The following is a 20,721-nucleotide window of genomic DNA, read 5'->3' on the forward strand; positions in this document are numbered from 1 at the left end:
CCCCACCCCCCCCCCCCCCCCCCCCCCCCCCCCCCCCCCCCCCCCCCCCCCCCGGGCCCCCGCCCCCCCCCCCCCCCCCCCCCCCCCCCCCCCCGACCCTGCTTCACGTCACCAGTTGGACATTACCGGCTCAGTGGTTGTACTGGCGTCCGTCGTCGCCGTCGCCGGTCGGGGGGTTGGGCTCTCCGCCGTCGTCGTCGTCCTCGCCGCCGCCAGCCAGCGCCCATTCGATTCTTGCCCTCATGCGTAGTACCTCTCTCTACTGGAGTGGTGCCCTGCACTTGCAACCCGGCCGACCGTCGATAGCTGGCCAGGGGCCCGTCCCGGACGCGCACCTGTCCTTCTTCACGGGGTGGCAACGCGCCCGGAACGGGGTTCTCGGCCGTCCCCCGCCGAGGCGACGCGTCCTGGGAAGGGAAGTACGTCGACAGCATCGGCGGGGGACGGGGTTCAAGGGAAGCTCACAGCTGGCCGGTAGCGGCAAGGGTGAGCGTCAGACCGCACAGACCTGCGATGCCCAGCACGAGCATCGGGCCAGCCATGCGGACGACAAAACGAGTCACCATCGAATCGGCTCCATTGTTCCGCCTGCACACCTCGGGCAGGCGACGCGGTAAGTGAATTGGCATGTAAGGCAGCCCGCGAATCCACAGCACTCCGGACACCAGATTTCACGATGGCCTATGCACACTCCGCAAAGGGTCTTTCGGCGTGGTGTCGTGCACTTCACGAGCTTCACGGGTCGACCGGTCGTCTTCCCACGAGCGAGCGTCGGCGGGATCATCGGCGGTCACTCCCGCTCCGGTGCGGGTGGCTGCTGAGTTCCGAATTGCACTCCCGGACCGTCATCGAGCCGGCGCGGCCCCGCGCTTCCTCACGCTGCACAGCCAGTGCCTCACACACATCGCAGCCCTCGACGGGAACGGGCTCCAAAGCCGATGCGGTCGATCGTTCGACGGCCGTCATGAGATCAGCCGCCGCAAACCGCGCTCGACATCCTCCAACAGGGTGCGTGTGATCGGGTCGTACACCCGCGGTACGGACTCGGGCACGAGTCGCCAGAAGCCTCCGTTGTGAACGGTGGCGTCAAGCTCGGTCAGATCATCCCGAGCGCGGAACACCGTAACTGCTCGTTCCGTCATATCGCGCCCTTCCACGGGTAGTGAGCGGGGGTGTTCAGAGTGCGACAGGGACCCGCGCCTTGGGAAGCCAATCGAGTTTCAACCTGCGCGATGATAGAAGCGGCATATGCCAAGTTGGTTGACCTGCAACGACTCTGAGGGCGAAGCGTGCTTTCATCGGCATGGTCGGAGTGATCGAGTCGCCCCATAGGGCGCCGAGTTGACGGAACGGAGCGGTGCGGGTGAGCAACCCTCGAAAGGAGTTCGGCGATGCAGTGAGGGACGCCCGCGAGTTGCGCGCCGAAGGGAAGTGGACACAAGTTCAACTTGCGCGGGAAGTCCGTACATCCGCAGCCACGATTTCGCGAATCGAGCGCGGCGAGGGTCCAATTCCGGGCAACCTGCCTGCACTCTTTGACCAGATCTTCAACACCGACGGCCTGTTCAAGGACCTTTACGACAAGACGCTCGCGGACGGCTTTCCTGCATACTCCCGTCGCCGCATGGAGGTGGAACAGCTCGCCCTTTCGATCTCCGAGTGGACTCCGACCGTGATCCCTGGACTACTCCAGACACAGGCATACGCACGGGCCCTCTTCCGGGCAGGCGACTCCCGCGCCAGTGACCGCGAGATTGCGTCGAAGGTCGGGTCCAGGATGGCTCGCAAGGATGTACTGCGGGCGCCGTCGCCGCCGTACTTCTCGGCGGTCATCTGCGAGTCCGTCTTGCGTCGGGACGTGGGCGGTTCAGAGGTGATGCGGGAACAGCTCTCCGCACTGCTCACCTTCGGTTCCCAACACACCAACGTGCTTCAAGTGCTGCCGCTCTCTGCGGGAACGCACGGGCTGATGGACGGCTCAATGTCGATTTTGACCAAGCCGGACGGGGCTTCCATGGTCTACACGGAGTCGATCGGTTCGGCAGTGATCATCGACGAACCAAGCGCGGTTCAGCACCTCACGCGGGCCTACGATGTGCTTACCGCTTCGGCCCTCGCGCCCGGCGCGTCAGCGCAAATGATCGTTGGACTCATGGAGGCACTGTGAACCCGTTTCCGCAGCACGAATGGGTGAAGTCGAGCTACAGCAACCAGGACGGCGGAAACTGCGTGGAGTGGGCCCCGTCGTACGTCGCAGCCACGGGCGTTGTTCCGGTCCGCGACTCCAAGGCCGCCGCCGGCCCCGTGCTCCTGGTGACCCGTGACGCCTGGTCTTCCTTCCTGGCGTTCGCTGCGCGGTAGCGGCCCCGATGCAGACGACTGCGCCCCCGCTGGGACCACTCCAGCGGGGGCGCCTCGCATTTCCGCAGGTCACACCACGAGTGTTTTACATGCACTGCTGCACATGAGAGTCGCGACGCGTTCGTCACGCGTGACACCGAGTTCGTCGCGCAGGGCGCCGGCGAGCTGGGCCGCGCGTGCGCCGATCTCGGCGAAACTGCGGCGCTGCGGCTCACTCTCCCCGGTCCAGGTGGTGACCTGCGACTTCGCGTGGATGGTCATCCCGTGGAGCAGGATGCGGGTCACAGTCAGCGGTACGTCCTGCATGGTGCTCAGCACGGCGTCCTCCCGGTGGGCGGGCGATAAGGTCGTGCGGAGATTCTGCGCACATACCGAACGGTATGTCACTACCCAGGAGTAGAAAACACGGGGTGCGGGGGGGCACCCGGCCTTGGTTTCCGAGTGGCGGGTCATCCGAGTGGCGGGTCATCCGAGTGGCGGGTCAGCGGACGGGCACCAGCTCCGGGTCCTGGCGGAGCTTCCCGAGCGCGCGCGACACCGCGCTCTTGACCGTGCCGACGGAGACCCCGAGCACCTCGGCGGTCTGGACCTCGCTCAGATCCTCGTAATAACGCAGCACCACCATCGCCCGCTGTCTGTCGGGCAGCTTCATCACCGCGCGCCACATGGCGTCGTGGAGCACCTGCTCCTCGGCGGGGTCGGGCGCGGGAAGACCGGCCGGCTCGGGCAGCTCCTCGCAGGCGAACTCGTCGACCTTGCGCTTACGCCACTGCGAGGTACGGGTGTTGACGAGCGCCCGGCGGACATAGCCGTCGAGGGCCCGGTGGTCCTCGATCCGGTCCCAGGCGACATACGTCTTGGTGAGCGCGGTCTGGAGAAGGTCCTCGGCGTCGCTCGGATTCGCGGTGAGCGAGCGCGCGGTCCGCAGCAGCACGGGCCCCCGCGCCCGTACGTACGACGAGAAGGACTTGTAAGGCGGCGCGTGCCCATGGGGCTGCGGGTGCGGGTGCGCGAGCTGGTGCGGATGAGCATGCGTGGGTGGGTGCGAATTCGGGTGGTACGACGCATGCGTCACAGCCTTGGACGCGTTCGCGCAGAGTGGTGTGGTCATGGCTCCACGCTAGGAGCGGGCCCATCTCAAGGGATCGGCCCCAGGTCCCGAAGCTTCGTCCGCCTCAGGGAGTAGAAGTGGTGCTGGATGCACCTCCTGAAGATGGAGGAGGTGAACACCCCCGTAAGGGTACGGCCCGGGGGCGGAGGGCCGCTGTCGATCTTCGGCGCTGCGGCGCGCGGTGGCCGTGCGGCCTTGCGGGAACGACTCCATGGACATCTCCGCAGGTGGGAACGGTGCGGGCCGCGCACGCGAGGACGGGGGTGTCGGAGCCGTACATCTTGGTGAGGAGGGAAAGGGACACCACCGGCGGGTGCCGGATCGGGTTTAGGACGTCCACCCAAAGGTAGAGACGGGCGCGTCACGAAAAGAGGACGGCCTGCGCGACGGCACCGAAGTACCACCGCGCAGACCGCCGCTCACCCCTCAACCCTCAAGCAAGGCCCCCCGTCGGGCCGCGTATCACCAGAGATCGAAGAAGTTCACCGCGATGCTCTCGTTGGACTGGTCGATCACCGTGAAGCCGGAGTCGTTCACACTCGCGGTGTTGTTCTGATTCGAGGCACCCGCGCCGGTCGCGACCTGCTGAGTCGTCGTGGAGTTGCCGGAGTTGTCGTCGCCCACACCGCTGCCCACGATCGTGGCCACGCTGGCGTTCGATCCGTCGTCCGCGATGTCGTCAGCCGATGCCGAGCTGGTGAAGAGCGCCGCGGCGAGGGGCAGGGCGGCGACGGCGGCGAAGACGCGGGCGGTACGGAAGCTTGCCATGTCAGTTCCTCCAGGAACGAGATCTTCAGAACGAGAAGTACGGCTTTTGCCAAGGCGGTTGGCCGACCGCCTGGACGTTGTGCTCGACGTCGCGAACTCAGAATTGCCCACCGAATCCCCGGCGAACCAGCCCTGAGCGGGTTATTCCCTCGCAAGCGTGAGGACATGTCGATAAACCCCCTTCGCGACATCAACAGGCCAGTTCGGTAGGTATGTGCGCGTACGGAGCGCGCCACGACCCTGCTCCCACAAGAGGTGAAGCGTTTCAGCACGCTTTCGGCCAATCTTTCCCACTCCCCTTCTTCGAACAAGAGTGCGAACATAGACCCATGGCCATCACAGCCCGGCACACGACCACCCTGGCCCTCGCGTACGCCCTCTCCGCGGCGGAGAGCGGGTTCCCCGTCATTCCGCTGTCCCCCAGCAAGCTCCCCGCCCTGCGCTCGCCCCACCGGGACGAATCCGGCGCGGGCGGCGTCCATCCGTGCCGGGGCGAGTGCGGCCTCCCCGGTCACGGCGTGCACGACGCCACGACCGACCCGGCGGCCGTACGGGCACTGTTCGCCGCCGCGCCCTGGGCGACGGGGTACGGCATCGCCTGCGGACGGGCGCCTCATCAGCTGATCGGTGTCGACCTGGACGTCACGCCGACGGGACGGGCGAGGACGGGGGCGGGGGCGGGGATGGCTGCCGGGGCGGTCGGGGCGGGGATGGCTGCGGGGGCGGCCGGGGCGGGGGGCGTGGGGGCCGACCCCACGCCGGACTCGGTGGCCGCCCTCCAGCAACTCGCCTTCCAGCACCTGTTCACGCTGCCGGAGACCGTGGTCGTACTGACCCCGAGCGGCGGCCGGCACATCTGGCTGTCGGGTCCGGCCGGAGTCACGGTCCCCAACTCGGCGGGCCGCCTGGCGCCGGGCATCGACGTACGAGGCTCGGGCGGCTATCTCGTCGGGCCGGGCTCCGTCACCGCGCGCGGCGCGTACCGCCTCGCCCCCGGCTCGGCCGGGCTCACCCCCGCGCCCTGCCCACGCGCCCTGCTGCGCCTGCTCACGCCCCCCGAGCGCGGTCGCCACGCGGGACCGGGCGGGCACCGGGGCGGGCGCCCGGCGCAGGGCCACGGCCTGGTGCAGTTCGTACTCGCCGCGCACGAGGGCCAGCGCAACACCCGGCTGTTCTGGGCGGCCTGCCGGGCGTACGAGCACGGCTTCGGCGACTCGCTCGCGGAGAGGCTCGTCGACGCCGCCGTACGGACGGGCCTCACCGAGCACGAGGCGCGCGCGACGATCGCCTCGGCGTCACGCCTGACGGCGGGCCCGCTGTAGTACTCGTACAGGCAGGGGCGTCCACCGCCCCGCACCGGTGAACGCCCCTGCCCACGGACTGCTGACTGCCGACTGCCGTCTTACCGACTACCGCCCTACCGACTACTGGACATCGATGCTCAACGTGGCTTTGTTGTTGGCCTTGTTGGTGTCGTACACGGGGTCGATGTCGTAGTTCGACGTGGCCTTGACCACCCCGGAGGTGTCGGCACGCCGCCCCTTGTCGATCTTCAGGACGATGGCGAACGCCTCGATCTCGCCCACCTCCAGGGTGTAGTCGTCCTCCTGGCAGACGTACTTCGGGTGCCCCGGCTCCGAAGGCCCGGTCGGCCCGTCGATCCCGAACGGCAGGCAGTTCTCGGGGACTTCGACGGCCGTCGTGCCCTTGGGGATGTTCACGAGGAGCGCCGGGTGGTCGTCGCTCACGTTGTTCTGGATCCAGCCCGGTCCGTCGTTGCGGATCGAGGGCGTGACGATGACCTTGCCGCCGGGCTTCCCCGTGGCCTCGTCCCCCGTCGCGACGAGATCGGCCGAGTTGTCCGTGTCCAGCGCGAGCCGGCGGTTGGCCTGGTCGTAGCCCTCCCCCGGGTCCTCGCCGGTGCGGCTCGTGCCGTACTCGACGACCTCCATCAGCGCCTTCTTCAGCACCTTGAACTTCACCGGCACGGTGTAGCTCTCGCCGGGCGCGATGCCGACGTCCAGCTCACACACTGCCTGCTTGATCTTGTCGCCGACCGTCGAGTACGTACAGCCGTCGACGGGCGCGGTGAAGGCCAGCCCGCGGGTGAGGCGCAGCCGGAAGGTGACGCCGTCGGTGGCGGCGGTGCCGTTGTTGGTGAGGGTGACGGAGTCGTTGCGGACCTCGCCGGGCCTGAGCTGATTCCCCGACAGCTCAGACACGGTCAGATCCGGCGTGATGGGCTCGTCGGGCGCGCCCGCGTCCGCGTACGCGCCGGGCGCGAGGGCGAGCGGCAGGGCGGCGGCAACCGCCGCTGCGGCCAGAGTTGTTGAGGTGAGGCGTGAGCGGCGGGAGAGGTGCTTGTGGTGACGCAAGGTGAGTCTCCTCGAACGTACTCGGAGGTAGAGAAAGCGGGACATGAGCCCCACTGGTCACCTGCTAGACACCAGAATTCCACTGCTGGTTGTACGGGGAGATGTGGAGGAACGATGACCGGCTGCCACCGTCCCTCGCGCCGGCGCGTGCCGGCCGTTCACTCCACCCTTACGAACCCGTCGAACCCGTCGAACCCGTCGGACTCGTCGGACTCGTCAGCAGACCTTGTAGTCGACGCGGGTCGAGTTGTACGAGCAGGTGTCCACCCTGGCCCCGGTCGACTTCTTGAGCGTGGCCGTGTCCCGGTCGTTGTTCCAGACGTACGCGGCACGCCCTTGATAGCGGTTGGCCGCGGTGTTCGTCCCCGAACCGGTGCGCACGGTGACCGTCTTGCCCCGCGCGAGCGAGTAACTGCCGAACGTGTACTTGTGATTGGACGCGTCGACGACCGACCACCCCGTGAGGCTGACGGCCCTGGTGGTGGTGTTGCGGATCTGCACGTACTCGGCGTTGAGACTGGCGTTGGAACGGCTGTCCGTGCCGGGGCTGTCGTAGTAGATCTTGTACAGATGGACCGAACCGACGGCGTGGGCCTGTGTCGGCAGCAGAACCGTTCCGGCGACCACCGCGGCCGTGGCGGCGACGGTGGAGAGCGTGCGGGAATAGCGCATGTGCGTCCTCTGATCGGGGCCGGGCACCCCCCAAAGGGCCCGGCAGGCGCCCAGAGTATGACCAAGCGTCTGTAATACGTTCCCTTTTCAAGAACAAGGACATACCGACCGGTAGAGCCACCGACTCCCGTACAGTGAGCCGCATTTGCCGAAGCGCGGCGCCGCGGTGAGCGTGACTGGAGCCTCCGCGGAGAAAACCCGTTGGCGAGCCAGGCACCCACTGCTACTTTGCCGAAGGCCGTGCGAGAGAACGAGGAGGTGGTACCCGTGAACGCTGTATCGACATGGGTGCTCCCCTCCGGGGTCACGGTCGGGCGATAGGTCGTCCGGGAGCGCCGTTCAAGCGCACTCCCGAAAGGCACGACCATGCGATTCACCACCGAGCAACGCCTCGACGACGGCGTCCTCGAACGCGAATTCACCCTCGGCGAGATCCCCGGCACCCTGTGGACACCTGAGTCCCCCGCCCCGGCCCCGCTGATCCTGATGGCCCACAACAACGGCCTGCCCAGGCGGGAACCGCGGCTGACGGCCCGGGCCCGACTGTCCGCGGCGTACGGCTACGCGGTGGCCACCATCGACGCCCCCGGGTGCGGTGACCGCCCCCGCTCCGCCGCCGCCGAACAGGCCCGCGCCGACCTCCGCCGGGCGATGCGGGCCGGCGAACCGGTCGACGGGATCTTCGAGTCCCTCGTCGCCCCGCTGGTCGAGAACGCGGTCCCGGAATGGCGAACCACCCTGGACGCCCTCCTCGCACTGCCCGAGATCGCGAACCGGGTCGGGTACGCGGGGTGGACGGCCCTCGGCATCCACCTCGCGGTGACCGAGCCACGCATCGCGGCGGCCGGCCTCTTCGCCGGGGGATACGTCCCCCACGCCCAGCGCGAGGAGGCCCGACAACTCGCCGTTCCCCTGCTGTTCCTGCTCCAGTGGGACGACGAGGGAAACCCCCGACAACGGGCCCTGGACCTGTTCGACGCCTTCGCCAGCAAAGAGAAGACTCTCCACGCCAACCTGGGCGGCCACCTCGGCACCCCCCACTTCGAGAGAGAGAACGGCGACCACTTCTTCGCCCGCCACCTGATCTAAGAGGGCGGCAGAACGGGCTCAACGCCAAAGGGGCGCCTTCGAGCCGGAGGCGCCCCTTCTGCCCAGCACGTTCGCTGACCTGCCACCGGGCGTTCAGCCGACGGGGGCAGCCGGCTCCGGTTCCTGGTCCGTGAGGGCGGCGGGCACGCCTGTGGTCTGGCCGGTGAGGACGGGTACGCCCGCGGCCCGATCTCGGTCGTCGAGGATGTGGCGCAGCTTTTCGCCCTCCACATCCACGTTGGGCAGGATCCGGTCCAGCCAGGCGGGAAGAGACCAGGCCCGGTCGGCGAGCAGGGTCATCACCGCCGGGACGATGGTCATACGGACCACGAAGGCGTCGAAGAGGACCGCGACGGCGAGCCCCATGCCGATCGACTTCACCAGGGCGACGTCATCGAGGAGGAACCCGGCGAACACCGAGATCATGATGACGGCCGCGGCGGTGACCACGCGGGTCCCGTGCTGGAATCCGGTGACGATGGCTTCGATGGGCGAGGCACCGTGGACGTACGCCTCGCGCATGCCGGAGACGAGAAAGACCTCGTAGTCCATGGCCAGGCCGAAGACGACGCCGATCAGCAGGATCGGCAGCAGACTGACGATCGGCGCGGTCTCGTCGACGCCGAACACGTCCTTGAGCCAGCCCCATTGGAAGACAGCGACCAGCACCCCGAGGGTGGCGACCACGCTGAGCAGGAAGCCGAGGGCGGCCTTCAGCGGAATCAGCAGTGAACGGAACACCAGCAACAACAGGATCAGCGCGAGCCCGACGACGATGGCCAGGTAGGGCACCATCGCCTCGCCCAGCTTGGCCGAGACGTCGATGTTGAGAGCGGTCGGGCCGGTCACCATCACCCGCGCGCCGCCGTCCCCCTCCGCGGCCGTGCTGCGCTCACGGATGTCGGCGACCAGGTCCACCGTGGCCTGGCTGGTGGGGGAACTGCCCGGAACGGCGGTGATCAGGGCGACGTCACCGGCCTGGTTGAAGACGGGCGGTCGCACGGTGGCGACGTCGTCGAGCCCGTCCAGCAACGCGGTGGTGTCCTTCGCGGCCGCGTCGGGATCGTCGCCGCCGCGCGCGTCGACGACGACGGTCAGCGGACCGCTGAAGCCCGGCCCGAAGCCCTTGCTGAGGGTGTCGTAGGCCATGCGCTGGGTGCTGCCCGGGGCGGCCATGCTGTCGTCCGGCAGGGTCAGGCGAAGCGACAGCGCCGGGAGGGCCAGTACGCCGAGGCCGACGACGGAGGCCAGGAGCATCTTCCACGGGTGGCGGGTGACGAAGCGGCCCCAGCGCACTCCCATCGTGGAGCGGCTGCCACGCTCCACGGCGCGCGTCGAGGGTGTGGCCTGGCGTGCGGCCCGGCGTGCGGTCATGCGTGCGGTCAGGCGTGCGGTCCCACGTGTGCTCAGGCGCCCGTCGGCCACGCGCGTACCGGTGAAGCCCAGCAGCGCGGGCAGCAGGGTGAGGGCGACCAGGACCGCGACGGTGATGGCGAAGGCCGCGGCCAGCCCCATGGTGGTCAGCATCGCGATGCCGATGACGGACAGACCAACCAGCGCGATGATCACCGTCAGTCCGGCGAACACCACCGCGGATCCCGCTGTCCCCAGGGCCCGGCCCACCGCCTCCTCCGGCCGGTGGCCCCGCAGCAACTCGCCGCGGTAGCGGGAGACGATGAACAGGGCGTAGTCGATGGCCACCGCCAGGCCCAGCATGAGGGACAGCGTCTGTGCGTTGGAGGCCATGTCGACGAACGACGAGGCGACGGTGATCCCGCACAGCGCGATTCCGACACCGACGACCGCTGACAGCAGTGGGAGCCCGGCCGCGACCAGCGAACCGAAGGTGATCACCAGTACGAACGCGGCGACGAGCAGGCCGATCAGCTCCGCGGCGTTGCTCCCGCCCTCGTCCAGAACCGCGTTGCCGCCGAGACTGACGGCCAGGCCCGCCTCCGCGCCCTGCCGCGCCACCTCGCGCAGGGCGTCGGAGGCAGCGGTGGTTATCTCCGCCTGTGGCACCGCGTAGGTGACCTGGGCGTAGGCGATGCCGCCCGAGGCGGACACCAGCCCGCCGGAGAACGGATCGGCGACGGTGGCCACCTGCGGCGCCGTGCGCAATTCATCGACCAGCGACTCCACTTGAGCCTTGTGGGCGGCCGACGTCAGCTTCTCGCCGTCCGGCGCTTCGATGACCACGCGGGCGGTGGCACCCGAGGCGGACGCCTGCGGGAACTCCGCCTCCAGCAGGTCGATGGCCTGCTGCGACTGGGTGCCGGGAAGGGTGAAGTCGTCCGTCGTACTGCCGGAGACACTGGTGATGCCGATGCCCGCGGCGATCAGCACCGCGACCCAGGCGAACAGCACACGCCGGCGCTGCCGGAAGGCGAGCCGGCCGAGCCGGTAGAGAAAAGTGGCCACGGAAAAGTACTCCCACCAGGAGAAAAGAGGATGTGTGAAAGCGGGCCTGACCGGCACCGGGTGAAAACATAGGAGTCGGGCGTGGCCGACGTGAGCTGCTCAGGGCTGAATCCGCGCCGGGGCCGGTACGCCCGTACCGGCCGGCGTCCTTCTTGAGACGGAGCCGCCAGGTCTCAGTCGAAGGCGCGGCCCGCCAGCAGCGCCATGGTCTGATCCCGCAGCTCCTTCTGTACGCGGGGATCGCGCCCGGGCTCGGGGCACTCCAGCGGCTTGGCGTCGCGTACGGAGAAGTAGCCGCCGCTGGTGTGCGTGAACGCGGGGTCGGTGGCGAGCCGGACGATGATGCCCGCGCCCTTGCGCGGATCCCCGACGCGCAGCGTGTTCAACACCCGCCGCAGCACCCCGGATCCGGGCAGATCGCGTCCCAGGCCGGTGGCGTTGAACCCGGGATCGCAGCAGTTGACCGTGACCTTCGCGGGATCCAGGCGCCGGGCCAGTTCCTGCGTCCACATGATCGTCATCAGCTTGGTCCGCCCGTACAGCGCCATCGACGCCCGGCGGGTGTACGGGGTGACATCACGCAGGTCCTCCGCCGGTGCGATCGACTTCGCCTGCTGGGACGCCTCGGAGGCGACGTTGACGATCCGCGACGGCGCCGAGCCCAGGAGCCGGTCGGTCAGGGTGTGGGTCAGCACGAATGGGCCCAGATAGTTGACCGCCGTCATCTCCGCGAAGCCTTCGGTGGTGGTGCGCTGCGCGAAGGCGTGCAGCCCGGCGTTGTTGACCAGCACGTCCAGACGCGGGTAGAACGCGGCGATCTCCTGTCCGACCCGTCGAGCGTGTGAGGTCAGGCCCAGATCCGCGTAGAAGATGTCCACCGGCACATCACCCGCGACCGCCTTGAGTTCGCTCGTCACGGCGTCGGCCTTGGTACGGGAGCGGGCCACCACGCCGATGCGGTAGCCGCGGCCGGCCAGATCGATGGCGGCGACACGGCCCAGGCCGGAGGTGGCCCCAGTGATCACGGCAACGGGACGGGTCATCACTTCGCTCCATTCGTGAGGTACCTCATGACCTCTGTGTGGGACGATACCCCACACCATGAGCGAGCACGAGGCGATCACCGCCGACACCGGCCCTGAGCAGGTAGGACTGACCTTCCTCACCATCGCCTACGGCCTGCGCGGAGCCGTGGACCGGCACATGCAGTCGACCGTGGGACTCTCCCTGTCCCGCACCAAGGTTCTCCAGGCCCTGGCCACGCACGGCACCCTGCACCAGGCCCAACTCGCCGACGCCCTCGGCCAGGCCCCCCGGTCCGTCACCCAGATCGTGGAAGGGCTCGAACGCCTCGGCCTGGTCTCCCGAACCGACGACACCGACGACCGCCGCCGCAAGACCGTCTCCCTGACCGCCGCGGGCAGCACCACGCTGACGGCGGCGGAAGAAGCGGGCACACACGTCCTGCGTGAACTCTTCGGCTCGCTGGACCCGCAGCAGCTGAAAAGCCTGAAGTCATCACTGGCCCGCCTCGACACGGCGCTCACGGACTGACGAGGCGGCGCCGGACGACCGGCAGGTCCTGCGCAGCACCGTCCCGTACATCAGCCGACGACCGAGACGAGCCCGCCGCATCCCTCAGCAGCACCGCACCGGTCCTGCGCCGGGTCCTGCGCCGGGTCCTGCGCCGGGTGCTGCGCCGGGTGCTGCGCGAAAGTACCCGCGACCGGCTCGTACGCGCCCCTGCTGATTGAGGGAGCGCGCCAGTGGCGGCAGTTCTCCGCCGGGCTCAGGACGGGTCTTGTTCTCAGAAGTCAGGTGCGCTGGGGGACCAGCGCCACCGGACAGGGTGCGTGATGGAGTACCGCGTGGTTGACGCTGCCGAGTTGCATCGCGGGTGAGGTGTGCCGGCGGCGGGCACCGATCACCACGAGATCTGCGGAGGCCGCCGCTCCCAACAGCCCCTCGCGGGCCGGACCGTTGAAGGCTTCCGGGATCACGCGCACCGACTCGTGTCGGCGGGAGGGCTCTTGCAGCGCCATGGTGAGCAGCTCTCGTGCCTGGCGGTCTCGGGTCTCCGTGAGCAGGTCCGGGGGTACCGGGATGTCGGGCAGTACGTAGGCCGGGGGTCTCCACGCGTGGACGGCGTGCAGTCGGGCGTCGCGCGCCTGGGCCTCGGCGAAGGCGAACTCGGCTGCGGCGGAGTCGCGTTCGGCGTCGTGGACGCCCAGTACCACCTGGTTGAAGGGGACTTGGCGATCGGGTCGCGCCCCCCGTACGACGATGACCGGACCTGCCGCGCGGGCGGCCAGTTGGAGGCCGACCGACCCGAGGAGCAGTCCGGCGAGGGTGCCGTGGCCTCTGCTGCCGACGACGACGGCGTACGCCTCGTCGCTTTCGCGCAGGAGTGCGGGCACGGCGGCGTCGGGCAGCACGGTGCTGGAGACCTTCAGCTCCGGCTGACGCAGCCGGGCCCGCTCGGCGGCTCCGGTGACGACTGCTTCGGCCCAGGATCCGGTCCGTGACTCGCCTGTGCCGAGGGGGGACCGGGTGCTCTCGTGCGGCTCCCAGAGGTGGGCGTGCACCACGCGCAGCGGCAGCATGTGCCGTATCGCCTCGTCCGCGGCCCAGTCAACGGCCTTCAGACTCGACAGGGATCCGTCGACGCCGACCACCAGGGGGAACTCCACCGTTCCCACCACCTTCCGTATCCAGTCAGGATGTTGTGCTACGCACCGTGACACCGGCCGTCCGTCCCGGAGTAGGGCCGGTCGGTCCTTCGGGCGGGGCCGGTCGACTCCTGCCGGATGCCTTTCCACGCACCAGAGTTGGGCGTGGGGCCCGGTCGAGGGCCCGGACGGAGCGTGAGGGGAGAGCGCACATGCTTGAGAATCATGTGGTCGTGGGCGTCGACGGGTCGGTCGTCGCGACCCGCGCGCTGGACGCGGCGGCCGAGGAGTCGAGGCGGCGGTCGGTGTCTCTGGAGATCGTGTACGCCGTGCCCGACCCGGACATGGCCGGACCGGTCCTGACCACCTCGGCGGACCGGGTCGCCGCGCGCCATCCGGAACTTCCCGTCCGCCTCACGGCCGTAGCCGCCGGTCCTGCCGCTGCCCTGGTGGCCCGGGGCAGGGACGCGGCGCTCCTCGTCGTCGGCACACGCGCCCTGGACGCTCCGGCCTCACTGGTGTCGCGATCGGTGGCCCAGCGTGTCGCCGAACGGAGCCCCTGCCCCGTCCTCGTGGTCGGCGCCGGCCGTTTCACCGGTCATGTCGACGCGGGAGAGGTGCTGTTCGCCGTCGGAAGCGACGACGACATCGAAGCCGCCGGCTTCGCCTTCGAGGAGGCCGTACGGCGCGGCGCCCGCCTGCGCTTCGTACACACCGCGCGCTACCGGCCCTCCAGCGCCGCCGCGCCGTACCTCAAGGCTCGTGCCACCGAAGCGGCGTGCCCGGCCGGCGAGGAACAGGGCCGTTACGGGATCGGGCCTGCGGCCATCCCCGTGGCCGACAGCGAAGTGGTCGCCGCCACGGCCGGCGCCGATGTGGTGGTCGTCGCCCGCCGTCAGTGCGGTGCCAAGGGCTCACACATGCGCACCCTGCACGCGCTGCTGCATCACGCGCGCTGCCCGGTCCTGCTGGTCCCTGTCGGCCCCACCCCGCCCGGCCACGGTGTCGGCCCCGCACGAACCGACGGCCCGTCCGGACGGTAGGCGCCCGTCGTCCGGCCTTGAAGCCGCACCCCTGAAGCCGCATCTCCCAGACCGCATCCCTGAGGCCGCATCGGTGAGGCCGAGAGATGTCCTGCCCGACGCCGTACCCCCCTGGGCTCACAGGGCCGCTAGTCTGCTTGCCGGTCCAGGCTGCGGAGGAACACCGGTGGGCGAGCAGGATCCGTTCTCTCAGATACCGAAGATGCGGCTCGACGAGCTCCTGGACGAGTTGCAGGCCCGTATCGACGCCGCCCGCGGTACCAGGGACCGGGTTCACAGTCTGCTGGAGGCGGTCGTCTCGGTGGGGCGTGAGCTGGACCTCGCCCAGGTTCTGCGGCGAATCGTGGAGGCTGCCGCGGTCCTGGTCGACGCCCGCTACGCGGCTCTTGGAGTGATCGGTCCGGACGGCCGCAAGCTGTCGCAGTTCCTGACGGTCGGCCTCGCCGACGAGGCGATCGAGGCGATCGGCCCACTGCCCGCGGGTCACGGTCTGCTCGGTGAGCTGATCCGCAATCCGGAACCGCTACGGCTCGGAGACTTGGCCACGCACCGGGCGTCGTACGGTTTCCCGGCCCGGCACCCGCCGATGCGGACGTTCCTCGGAGTGCCGATCCGGGTGCGTGATCAGGTGTTCGGCAATCTGTACCTGACCGACAAGCGCGGCGGGCAGGACTTCGACACCGAGGACGAGGGAGTCATATCCACGCTGTCGGTGGCGGCGGGTGTGGCCATCGACAACGCCCGCCTGTACGAGGGTGTGAGGCGCCAGCAGAGGTGGCAGCGGGCGAACACGGAAATCACCAACAGCCTGTTCTCCGGCAGTCCGCGAGCGGAGGTTCTCGGTCTCATCGCGGGCCGGGCCGGAGAACTCACGGGCGCCGAGCTCGCCGACGTCTGCGTTCCCGTGCCCGAAACCGACACCCTCGTCGTGGAACTCGCGGCCGGAGGGAGAGCGGAGGAACGGCGCGCCCTGGTCATTCCGGTCGACGGCACCCTGCCCGGCGCCGCCCACCGCACGGGCGGCCCTGTCGCGACGGCCTGTCTGGCGGACGACGACCGCTTCGCCGAAAAGGCCGACAGGACCGGCGATCACTCAGGGCTGGGGCCCGCCGTCGCCGTCCCCCTGGGCACCGCGGAGCACGGACTCGGAGTGCTGCTGCTGGTCCGATCCGCGGGGGAGCCGGTCTTCACGGACAGCGAGATCGATCCGCTGCTTGCCTTCGCCGGCCAGGCCGCTGTCGCCCTGGAGCTGGCCGAACGACGCCGCGACACCGAACTCCTGACGCTGCTGGAGGACCGCGACCGTATCGCACGCGATCTGCACGATCTGGCGATCCAGCGGCTGTTCGCCACGGGGATGACCTTGCAGAGCGCCGCTCGGCTGGTGGATCACGCCGGGGCCGCGGAAAGGCTCACTCGGGCCGTAGGCGACCTGGACGAGACGATCAAAATCATCCGCACCACGATCTTCGGGCTGCGCGTCAGGGGTGAGGAGACCGGGCGCAGCCTCCGCGCGCGGGCCGCGCGCTCGGCCGGTGAAGCGGCGTCCGCGCTCGGGTTCCCTCCCCGCCTGAGCATGGAAGGGCTCCTGGACACCGACGTGCCGCCGACGGTCGCCGACCATGTGCACGCCGTGCTGGGCGAGCTGTTGAGCAACGCCGCACGCCACGCGCACGCCACGCGGGTGGAGGTCGGTCTCCGGGCCACCGCGGACGAGGTGATCCTCACCGTCACGGACAACGGGCGGGGCACCCCGAGCGACGGACGTCGCAGCGGTCTGCGGAATCTCTCCGAGCGGGCCCAAGGTGTGGGGGGAACCTTCACGATCGAGACACCCGCCGGCGGCGGCAGCCGGTTCGTATGGCGCGCTCCCCTGCTCCAGCAGGAACGCGCCTGACCACCGGCGGCGGGGGCAGGCCCTGACCACTGGCGGCGGGGACACGCGCTGACCACTGGTGGCGGGAACGGGCGTGACAGTTGTCCGACGGCCGTTCCTCTCAGCCGGCCGCGGGGCGGCCTGTCGCTGGGACGAGCCTGAACCCGGTGATCAGTTGGGGACGGATACGCAGCACATCGCTCATGGTGGGTGACACCCACGGACGCAGAAGATCCCGATAGCGGTCGAGGTCGGCAGGATCGTCGACGAGGCGCGCGTACCCAGTGACGACGACGCTCCAACCCACATGCGACTCCGGGTCGATGGCATCCGCCTCGTACGCCACGACGGTTCCAGGAGGAGTGCTCGGAGCCGCCAGGGACGCGAGCACGGAACCGTCACCGAGCCGGATGATGACGTCCTCCCCGTCCAGCAGATGGTTCAGCGGACGAATCGCCGGCAGAGCGTGCTGGGTGAACACGAGGCGGCCGAGTGACACCGAGCGCAGCAGATCGAGTGCGTCCCGGCGGTCCAGCGCCTCCATCAGCCGGGGCGCCTCTGTCTCCCGCGTCGGCGACGGCCGCGAGTCCCGCTCGCTCATCATGCCCAACCTCTGCTCTCGCCCTGCCCGATCACGCGCTCACTCGTGAAAGAGCCAGCGTCTCCTCGGCGTCGTACCGGTGCCAGGGCCGAACGGTCCACGCGTGCGGCCCTTTCGCGACCGGGGGGACGAGGCGAGAGAGCCCGGCCGTGGCTTTCGGCGCCCGTTGAGACGAGGATGCACCGGGCAGGGCAACGAGGGACCGGGGGCAGGAATCGAGGGGGAACGGCAGTGACGGACGAAGAACGCGGCACGGGTACGACAACACCGGTGAGGGTCTTCCTGCTTGACGACCACGAAGTGGTACGCCGAGGGGTACGCGATCTGCTGGACGCCGAACCCGATCTCTCTGTCGTGGGGGAAGCCTCAACGGCCGAGCAGGCGCTGGTCCGCATACCCGCGCTGCGTCCGCGGGTGGCCGTACTCGACGTACGGCTGGCGGACGGTGACGGGGTGGCGGTGTGCAGGGAACTGCGTTCGCGCATGCCGGAACTGGCCTGTCTGATGCTCACCTCCTTCGACGACGAGGAGGCGCTGCTCGACGCGATCATGGCCGGCGCGTCGGGATACGTCCTGAAGCAGATCACCGGCACGGACCTGGTCACCGCGGTCCGTACCGTCGCCTCGGGGCAGTCCATGCTCGACCCCGGCACCACCTCGCGCGTGATGGCACGGCTGCGCGGCGGGGCCGAACCCGAACAGCGGACGCACGGGCTGCCGGACCTGACCGAGCGCGAGAAGGAAATCCTCGCGCTCGTGGGTGAGGGACTGACGAACCGTGAAATCGGCGAACGCCTCTACCTGGCCGAGAAGACGGTGAAGAACAACGTCTCGCGACTGCTGGCCAAACTGGGCGTCGAGCGCCGAGTCCAGGCAGCGGTCCTCGCCACCCAGGCCAACGCCGCGCACGAGCAGCACGGCACAGTCCCGTCCGAGGGCCGCCCACGACACTGACCCCCCGGACCCAGCGGCGGAAGACGCGGCACAGAACGGCCTTCGACCGCGACCGTCGGGCCGTCGCCGATCCCGGGGGTCTCAACGGCCCTGACGGAGAGGGCCGTTCGGCCCTCGGACGAGGGCCTGTCGCCGCTGTGCGCCACCCACGGCCGGCGGGATATTGAGTGTGCAAGCAGCGGCCACACCGTATCCACCGTCCCGAAGGGGTCAACACCATGGCAATTCACGAGGGTTCGCACCGGGCTCCGGCCTCACAGCCGGGAACCACCCATCAGACCCCGACCACCCCGACCACCCCGATCGCCTCGGCCACCGTCCGAACCGGTGCGGGTGTCTTCCTCATGAGGAGTCTTGCCGTCGTGCGCCTGATCCTTGGCGGGGTGTTCCTCTGGGCGTTCGCGGACAAGGCGTTCGGCTGGGGATACGCGACCCCCGGCGGAGCGGCCTGGATCGACGGAGGCTCACCGACCAAGGGCTTCCTGAGCGGCGTCTCCGCAGGGCCGCTCGAATCCACCTTCCACTCCTTGGCCGGCCAGGGCTGGGTGGACTGGCTGTTCATGCTCGGCCTGCTCGCGATCGGCGTGACCCTGGTCGCCGGTTTCGCACTGCGCTTCGCGGCGGCGGCGGGCACATTGATGATGGGCCTGATGTGGCTCGCGGAATGGCCGCCCGCCAGACACCTGTCCGACGGCGCGCCCAGCATGTCCAGCAACCCGATCTTCGACTACCACGTCGTCTACGCCGTGGTCCTGATCGCCCTCGCCGCCGCCTACGCCGGCCGGACCTGGGGCCTGAGCACACTCTGGGAACGACTCCCGGTCGTCAACCGCAACCGCTGGTCGCACTGATCCCCGCTCACCGCTCACCGCCGGTGCGGGACACGGATAACCGTGTCCCGCACCGGCGCAAGGCCGCCCCGTCACCAGTGGAAGCTCCTCGCCACGGGCGCGGGTAGCGCTCCGCCCAGGGCGCGTAAGGCCGTACTCGGTCCGAAGAAGGCCAAGACGGGCCTCGCTGAGGTGCCTTACTCCCTGCGTCATGCCGCAATCTCGTTGTGGATCAAACAAGGAGCGGACCCCGTGGAGGCGGCGGCAAGGGCGGGGCACAGCCTCACCGTGCTGTACCGCTTCTACACCAAGATCCTTAAGGGCGCTTCAGCGCACGCCAACCGCCTTATCGAGCAGGGTCTACGGGCCGAGGAGCAAAGAGGACGGGCCCCAGTTCGGGGGGCCCGCCTTCTGACCAGCACGTTCTCTAACCTGGCGGTGGGTGTGGGATTTGAACCCACGGTGACATCGCTGCCACGACGGTTTTCAAGACGGTGCGGATTGCTCGATAGAAATGCCCTCTGACCTGCGGGAACAACGCTTATCCACTGTCGTGAGAATGGCACGGAACACACTCGCCACCGCCGATGCCTGAAGGGCTCGGAGCCTCGCACGCATCAAGGTGCGAGACCCTGAGCCGCGGCCTTCTACCGTTCCATCCGGCAGGGGGTCACCAGCGGGATTGGAAGTACAGGGCGTTGAACGCTGCGCGCATTGGTGCCGCTGCCGCGTCGTTGTCCTTCCAGTTGGCGCCCGCGTCGTTGGAGTGCGCCATCGGGTACGTGCCCTCGGTCAGCTCGCGCAGCCCGCTGTGCTCGATGCCGGCCCTCAAGCCGTAGAGCACGAGGTGGCGGATGCCGATGTCACGCGGGGTTGAGCTGCCCGGCAGGACCGCGGTGTCTGTTCTGGATCCGATCGCCGTCCAGTCGGTGCCGCCCTCTGCCTGTGCCGCGTCGGTCTTGTTCAACCAGCCCATGAAGTCGGACGTAGCAGCCATGTCCCTGCACTGCTGGTTGTTGTGCCCGACGAAGCAGAGCTCCGAGGCAATTGCTCCTTGGTGAGGGCCGCCGAGGGTAACGGCGTCCTCGACGTACACGTAAGGCGGCCAGTCCTTCTCGCCGCGCTCGGTGCCCGCAAGGGCCGCCCTGATGATCACGCTGCCCATGGAGTGGCCGATCACGTCGACACTGCGGCCCCACCGGGAGTGGTTGAGGTGGATGTTCCAGGCGAGTCGGCGGCCCAGTTCCTTGATGCTCAGATCCCGGGTGCCGTCCTTCTTCGCCAGGTTGATGTCGCATCTGCTGTCCTCGATGTAGAAGCCGACCCGGACGAAGTTCTTCTTGCTCTTCGCCCAGCCCCACTTCTTCATGGCTTTGATCGGCTTGTCCCAGCGGTAGCCACAACTGACACCGGGCGCCTCGTCGTTGGTGTCGTCGTAGCCCTTGACCATGTACACGGTCTCGGTGGCGCTGTCATTCCTCGGCGGCGGAGTCGGTCCCGGATCGGCGGCGCTGTCCTGCTGCTGGCCGAAGGCCGCCTTGGCGATGGTGTCACCGGCCGCCTTGGCGGGGGTGTCGGTGGTGAAGAGGCCGCCGGCACCGGCGCCGACGGTTCCCCCGGCGAGGAGACAGGTGGTGAGAGCGACGATCGCCAGCGGACGGATTCTGCCGGTTTCGGCATCGCGGATACGCATGGTGATGCTCCTTGTGGACGTGAATGGTTTCGGGCCCGCGCGCCGGATGGCGGGTGCCGTATTCGGTGTGAGCGCTCCTGCCGCTGGTCACCGCGTGGCAGGGCGGGCTCGGCGCCTGGCCGTTGGAGAGCGCCTTGTTCAGGCGCCGGCCTACGCGGGGCGGTGAGAGAAGCGTTGCCGCAGGGGGCGGGCGGGGCAACGGATTGCGGCGGCCAGGACAGTCCGGGTTCGTCCGTGCTGGTCACAGGTGATGTCCGG

The 20,721-nt window shown here is 69.2% G+C and carries 18 protein-coding genes and 1 pseudogene; 9 read left to right on the forward strand and 10 right to left on the reverse strand.

The genetic code is table 11. The annotated features are described in order from the left end of the window. Window positions 1-1,363: 1,363 nt before the first annotated feature. Both ACFYNU_RS30875 and ACFYNU_RS30880 read left to right on the forward strand, forming a co-directional pair. Window positions 1,364-2,167, forward strand: coding sequence for a helix-turn-helix transcriptional regulator (locus tag ACFYNU_RS30875; RefSeq protein WP_356595672.1), 804 nt, complete (start codon window positions 1,364-1,366; stop codon window positions 2,165-2,167). After that, entirely contained in the window at window positions 2,164-2,361 is a 198-nt protein-coding gene (locus tag ACFYNU_RS30880; RefSeq protein WP_356595674.1) for a DUF397 domain-containing protein, read from the forward strand. Before ACFYNU_RS30875 ends, ACFYNU_RS30880 begins: the two co-directional genes overlap by 4 nt. Window positions 2,362-2,451: 90 nt before the next feature. Here ACFYNU_RS30880 and ACFYNU_RS30885 read toward each other — a convergent pair. The 3 genes and pseudogenes from ACFYNU_RS30885 to ACFYNU_RS30895 form a co-directional block, all read right to left on the reverse strand. Then, window positions 2,452-2,679: pseudogene (locus tag ACFYNU_RS30885) on the reverse strand (fatty acid--CoA ligase); the annotation flags it as partial. 163 nt (window positions 2,680-2,842) lie between these two features. Continuing rightward, window positions 2,843-3,472, reverse strand: a complete 630-nt coding sequence (locus ACFYNU_RS30890; protein ID WP_356595676.1) for a SigE family RNA polymerase sigma factor — start codon at window positions 3,470-3,472, stop codon at window positions 2,843-2,845. A gap of 462 nt (window positions 3,473-3,934) precedes the next feature. Continuing rightward, window positions 3,935-4,240 (reverse strand): hypothetical protein, encoded by a 306-nt coding sequence (locus tag ACFYNU_RS30895; protein WP_356595678.1) that lies wholly within the window; start codon window positions 4,238-4,240, stop codon window positions 3,935-3,937. Window positions 4,241-4,569: 329 nt separating this feature from the next. Here ACFYNU_RS30895 and ACFYNU_RS30900 point away from each other — a divergent pair, with 329 nt between their 5' ends. Further along, the gene (locus ACFYNU_RS30900) at window positions 4,570-5,562 is read left to right on the forward strand and encodes a bifunctional DNA primase/polymerase (protein ID WP_356595680.1); all 993 of its coding nucleotides are present in this window, start codon (window positions 4,570-4,572) and stop codon (window positions 5,560-5,562) included. Between the two features lie 102 nt (window positions 5,563-5,664). Here ACFYNU_RS30900 and ACFYNU_RS30905 read toward each other — a convergent pair whose 3' ends face one another. Both ACFYNU_RS30905 and ACFYNU_RS30910 read right to left on the reverse strand, forming a co-directional pair. Next, on the reverse strand, window positions 5,665-6,615 hold the full coding sequence (locus tag ACFYNU_RS30905) for a hypothetical protein (protein WP_356595682.1): 951 nt from the start codon (window positions 6,613-6,615) through the stop codon (window positions 5,665-5,667). Window positions 6,616-6,831: 216 nt separating this feature from the next. Further along, a complete protein-coding gene (locus tag ACFYNU_RS30910) occupies window positions 6,832-7,287 on the reverse strand; it encodes a lamin tail domain-containing protein (protein ID WP_356595684.1) in 456 nt (151 codons plus the stop codon). A gap of 366 nt (window positions 7,288-7,653) precedes the next feature. On the opposite strand from ACFYNU_RS30910, the gene ACFYNU_RS30915 reads away from it, so the two are divergent. Further along, window positions 7,654-8,376, forward strand: a complete 723-nt coding sequence (locus ACFYNU_RS30915) for an alpha/beta hydrolase (RefSeq protein WP_356595686.1) — start codon at window positions 7,654-7,656, stop codon at window positions 8,374-8,376. 93 nt (window positions 8,377-8,469) lie between these two features. Here ACFYNU_RS30915 and ACFYNU_RS30920 read toward each other — a convergent pair whose 3' ends face one another. Next, entirely contained in the window at window positions 8,470-10,797 is a 2,328-nt protein-coding gene (locus tag ACFYNU_RS30920) for an MMPL family transporter (RefSeq protein ID WP_356595688.1), read from the reverse strand. Between the two features lie 173 nt (window positions 10,798-10,970). Continuing rightward, window positions 10,971-11,840 carry an SDR family NAD(P)-dependent oxidoreductase gene (locus ACFYNU_RS30925; protein ID WP_356595690.1) on the reverse strand — a complete coding sequence of 290 codons (870 nt, stop codon included), beginning with the start codon at window positions 11,838-11,840 and terminating at the stop codon, window positions 10,971-10,973. A gap of 58 nt (window positions 11,841-11,898) precedes the next feature. Between ACFYNU_RS30925 and ACFYNU_RS30930 the strand changes: the two genes are divergently transcribed. Continuing rightward, entirely contained in the window at window positions 11,899-12,351 is a 453-nt protein-coding gene (locus ACFYNU_RS30930) for a MarR family winged helix-turn-helix transcriptional regulator (protein WP_356595692.1), read from the forward strand. 260 nt (window positions 12,352-12,611) lie between these two features. Here the strand turns inward: ACFYNU_RS30930 and ACFYNU_RS30935 are convergent, their stop codons facing one another. Then, the gene (locus tag ACFYNU_RS30935) at window positions 12,612-13,487 is read right to left on the reverse strand and encodes a universal stress protein (protein ID WP_356595694.1); all 876 of its coding nucleotides are present in this window, start codon (window positions 13,485-13,487) and stop codon (window positions 12,612-12,614) included. 191 nt (window positions 13,488-13,678) lie between these two features. Here ACFYNU_RS30935 and ACFYNU_RS30940 point away from each other — a divergent pair, with 191 nt between their 5' ends. Together ACFYNU_RS30940 and ACFYNU_RS30945 are read left to right on the forward strand one after the other, a co-directional pair. After that, window positions 13,679-14,509, forward strand: a complete 831-nt coding sequence (locus ACFYNU_RS30940; protein WP_356595696.1) for a universal stress protein — start codon at window positions 13,679-13,681, stop codon at window positions 14,507-14,509. Between the two features lie 202 nt (window positions 14,510-14,711). Further along, complete coding sequence (locus tag ACFYNU_RS30945; protein ID WP_356595785.1) at window positions 14,712-16,406, forward strand: GAF domain-containing protein; 1,695 nt, start codon at window positions 14,712-14,714, stop codon at window positions 16,404-16,406. A gap of 100 nt (window positions 16,407-16,506) precedes the next feature. Here the strand turns inward: ACFYNU_RS30945 and ACFYNU_RS30950 are convergent, their stop codons facing one another. Next, window positions 16,507-16,986 (reverse strand): pyridoxamine 5'-phosphate oxidase family protein, encoded by a 480-nt coding sequence (locus tag ACFYNU_RS30950; RefSeq protein ID WP_388767842.1) that lies wholly within the window; start codon window positions 16,984-16,986, stop codon window positions 16,507-16,509. A 231-nt stretch (window positions 16,987-17,217) separates the two neighbouring features. Here ACFYNU_RS30950 and ACFYNU_RS30955 point away from each other — a divergent pair, with 231 nt between their 5' ends. Next, entirely contained in the window at window positions 17,218-17,940 is a 723-nt protein-coding gene (locus ACFYNU_RS30955; protein ID WP_356595700.1) for a response regulator transcription factor, read from the forward strand. Window positions 17,941-18,158: 218 nt separating this feature from the next. Further along, window positions 18,159-18,791, forward strand: a complete 633-nt coding sequence (locus ACFYNU_RS30960) for a hypothetical protein (RefSeq protein ID WP_356595702.1) — start codon at window positions 18,159-18,161, stop codon at window positions 18,789-18,791. Between the two features lie 649 nt (window positions 18,792-19,440). On the opposite strand, the gene ACFYNU_RS30965 is transcribed toward ACFYNU_RS30960, so the two are convergent. Next, window positions 19,441-20,463 carry a hypothetical protein gene (locus tag ACFYNU_RS30965; protein WP_356595704.1) on the reverse strand — a complete coding sequence of 341 codons (1,023 nt, stop codon included), beginning with the start codon at window positions 20,461-20,463 and terminating at the stop codon, window positions 19,441-19,443. Window positions 20,464-20,721: the final 258 nt, after the last annotated feature.

Source organism: Streptomyces sp. NPDC006643 (assembly GCF_042870175.1).
In the GTDB taxonomy this organism is placed as follows: Bacteria; Actinomycetota; Actinomycetes; order Streptomycetales; family Streptomycetaceae; genus Streptomyces.

What these genes read in the sequence shown, in the direction of transcription:
- ACFYNU_RS30890 (WP_356595676.1), bottom strand. Translation starts at nt 3,472, where the DNA reads ATGACCACACCACTCTGCGCGAACGCGTCCAAGGCTGTGACGCATGCG.
- ACFYNU_RS30895 (WP_356595678.1), bottom strand. Translation starts at nt 4,240, where the DNA reads ATGGCAAGCTTCCGTACCGCCCGCGTCTTCGCCGCCGTCGCCGCCCTG.
- ACFYNU_RS30900 (WP_356595680.1), top strand. Translation starts at nt 4,570, where the DNA reads ATGGCCATCACAGCCCGGCACACGACCACCCTGGCCCTCGCGTACGCC.
- ACFYNU_RS30910 (WP_356595684.1), bottom strand. Translation starts at nt 7,287, where the DNA reads ATGCGCTATTCCCGCACGCTCTCCACCGTCGCCGCCACGGCCGCGGTG.
- ACFYNU_RS30915 (WP_356595686.1), top strand. Translation starts at nt 7,654, where the DNA reads ATGCGATTCACCACCGAGCAACGCCTCGACGACGGCGTCCTCGAACGC.
- ACFYNU_RS30925 (WP_356595690.1), bottom strand. Translation starts at nt 11,840, where the DNA reads ATGACCCGTCCCGTTGCCGTGATCACTGGGGCCACCTCCGGCCTGGGC.
- ACFYNU_RS30930 (WP_356595692.1), top strand. Translation starts at nt 11,899, where the DNA reads ATGAGCGAGCACGAGGCGATCACCGCCGACACCGGCCCTGAGCAGGTA.
- ACFYNU_RS30940 (WP_356595696.1), top strand. Translation starts at nt 13,679, where the DNA reads ATGCTTGAGAATCATGTGGTCGTGGGCGTCGACGGGTCGGTCGTCGCG.
- ACFYNU_RS30945 (WP_356595785.1), top strand. Translation starts at nt 14,712, where the DNA reads ATGCGGCTCGACGAGCTCCTGGACGAGTTGCAGGCCCGTATCGACGCC.
- ACFYNU_RS30950 (WP_388767842.1), bottom strand. Translation starts at nt 16,986, where the DNA reads ATGAGCGAGCGGGACTCGCGGCCGTCGCCGACGCGGGAGACAGAGGCG.
- ACFYNU_RS30960 (WP_356595702.1), top strand. Translation starts at nt 18,159, where the DNA reads ATGGCAATTCACGAGGGTTCGCACCGGGCTCCGGCCTCACAGCCGGGA.
- ACFYNU_RS30965 (WP_356595704.1), bottom strand. Translation starts at nt 20,463, where the DNA reads ATGCGTATCCGCGATGCCGAAACCGGCAGAATCCGTCCGCTGGCGATC.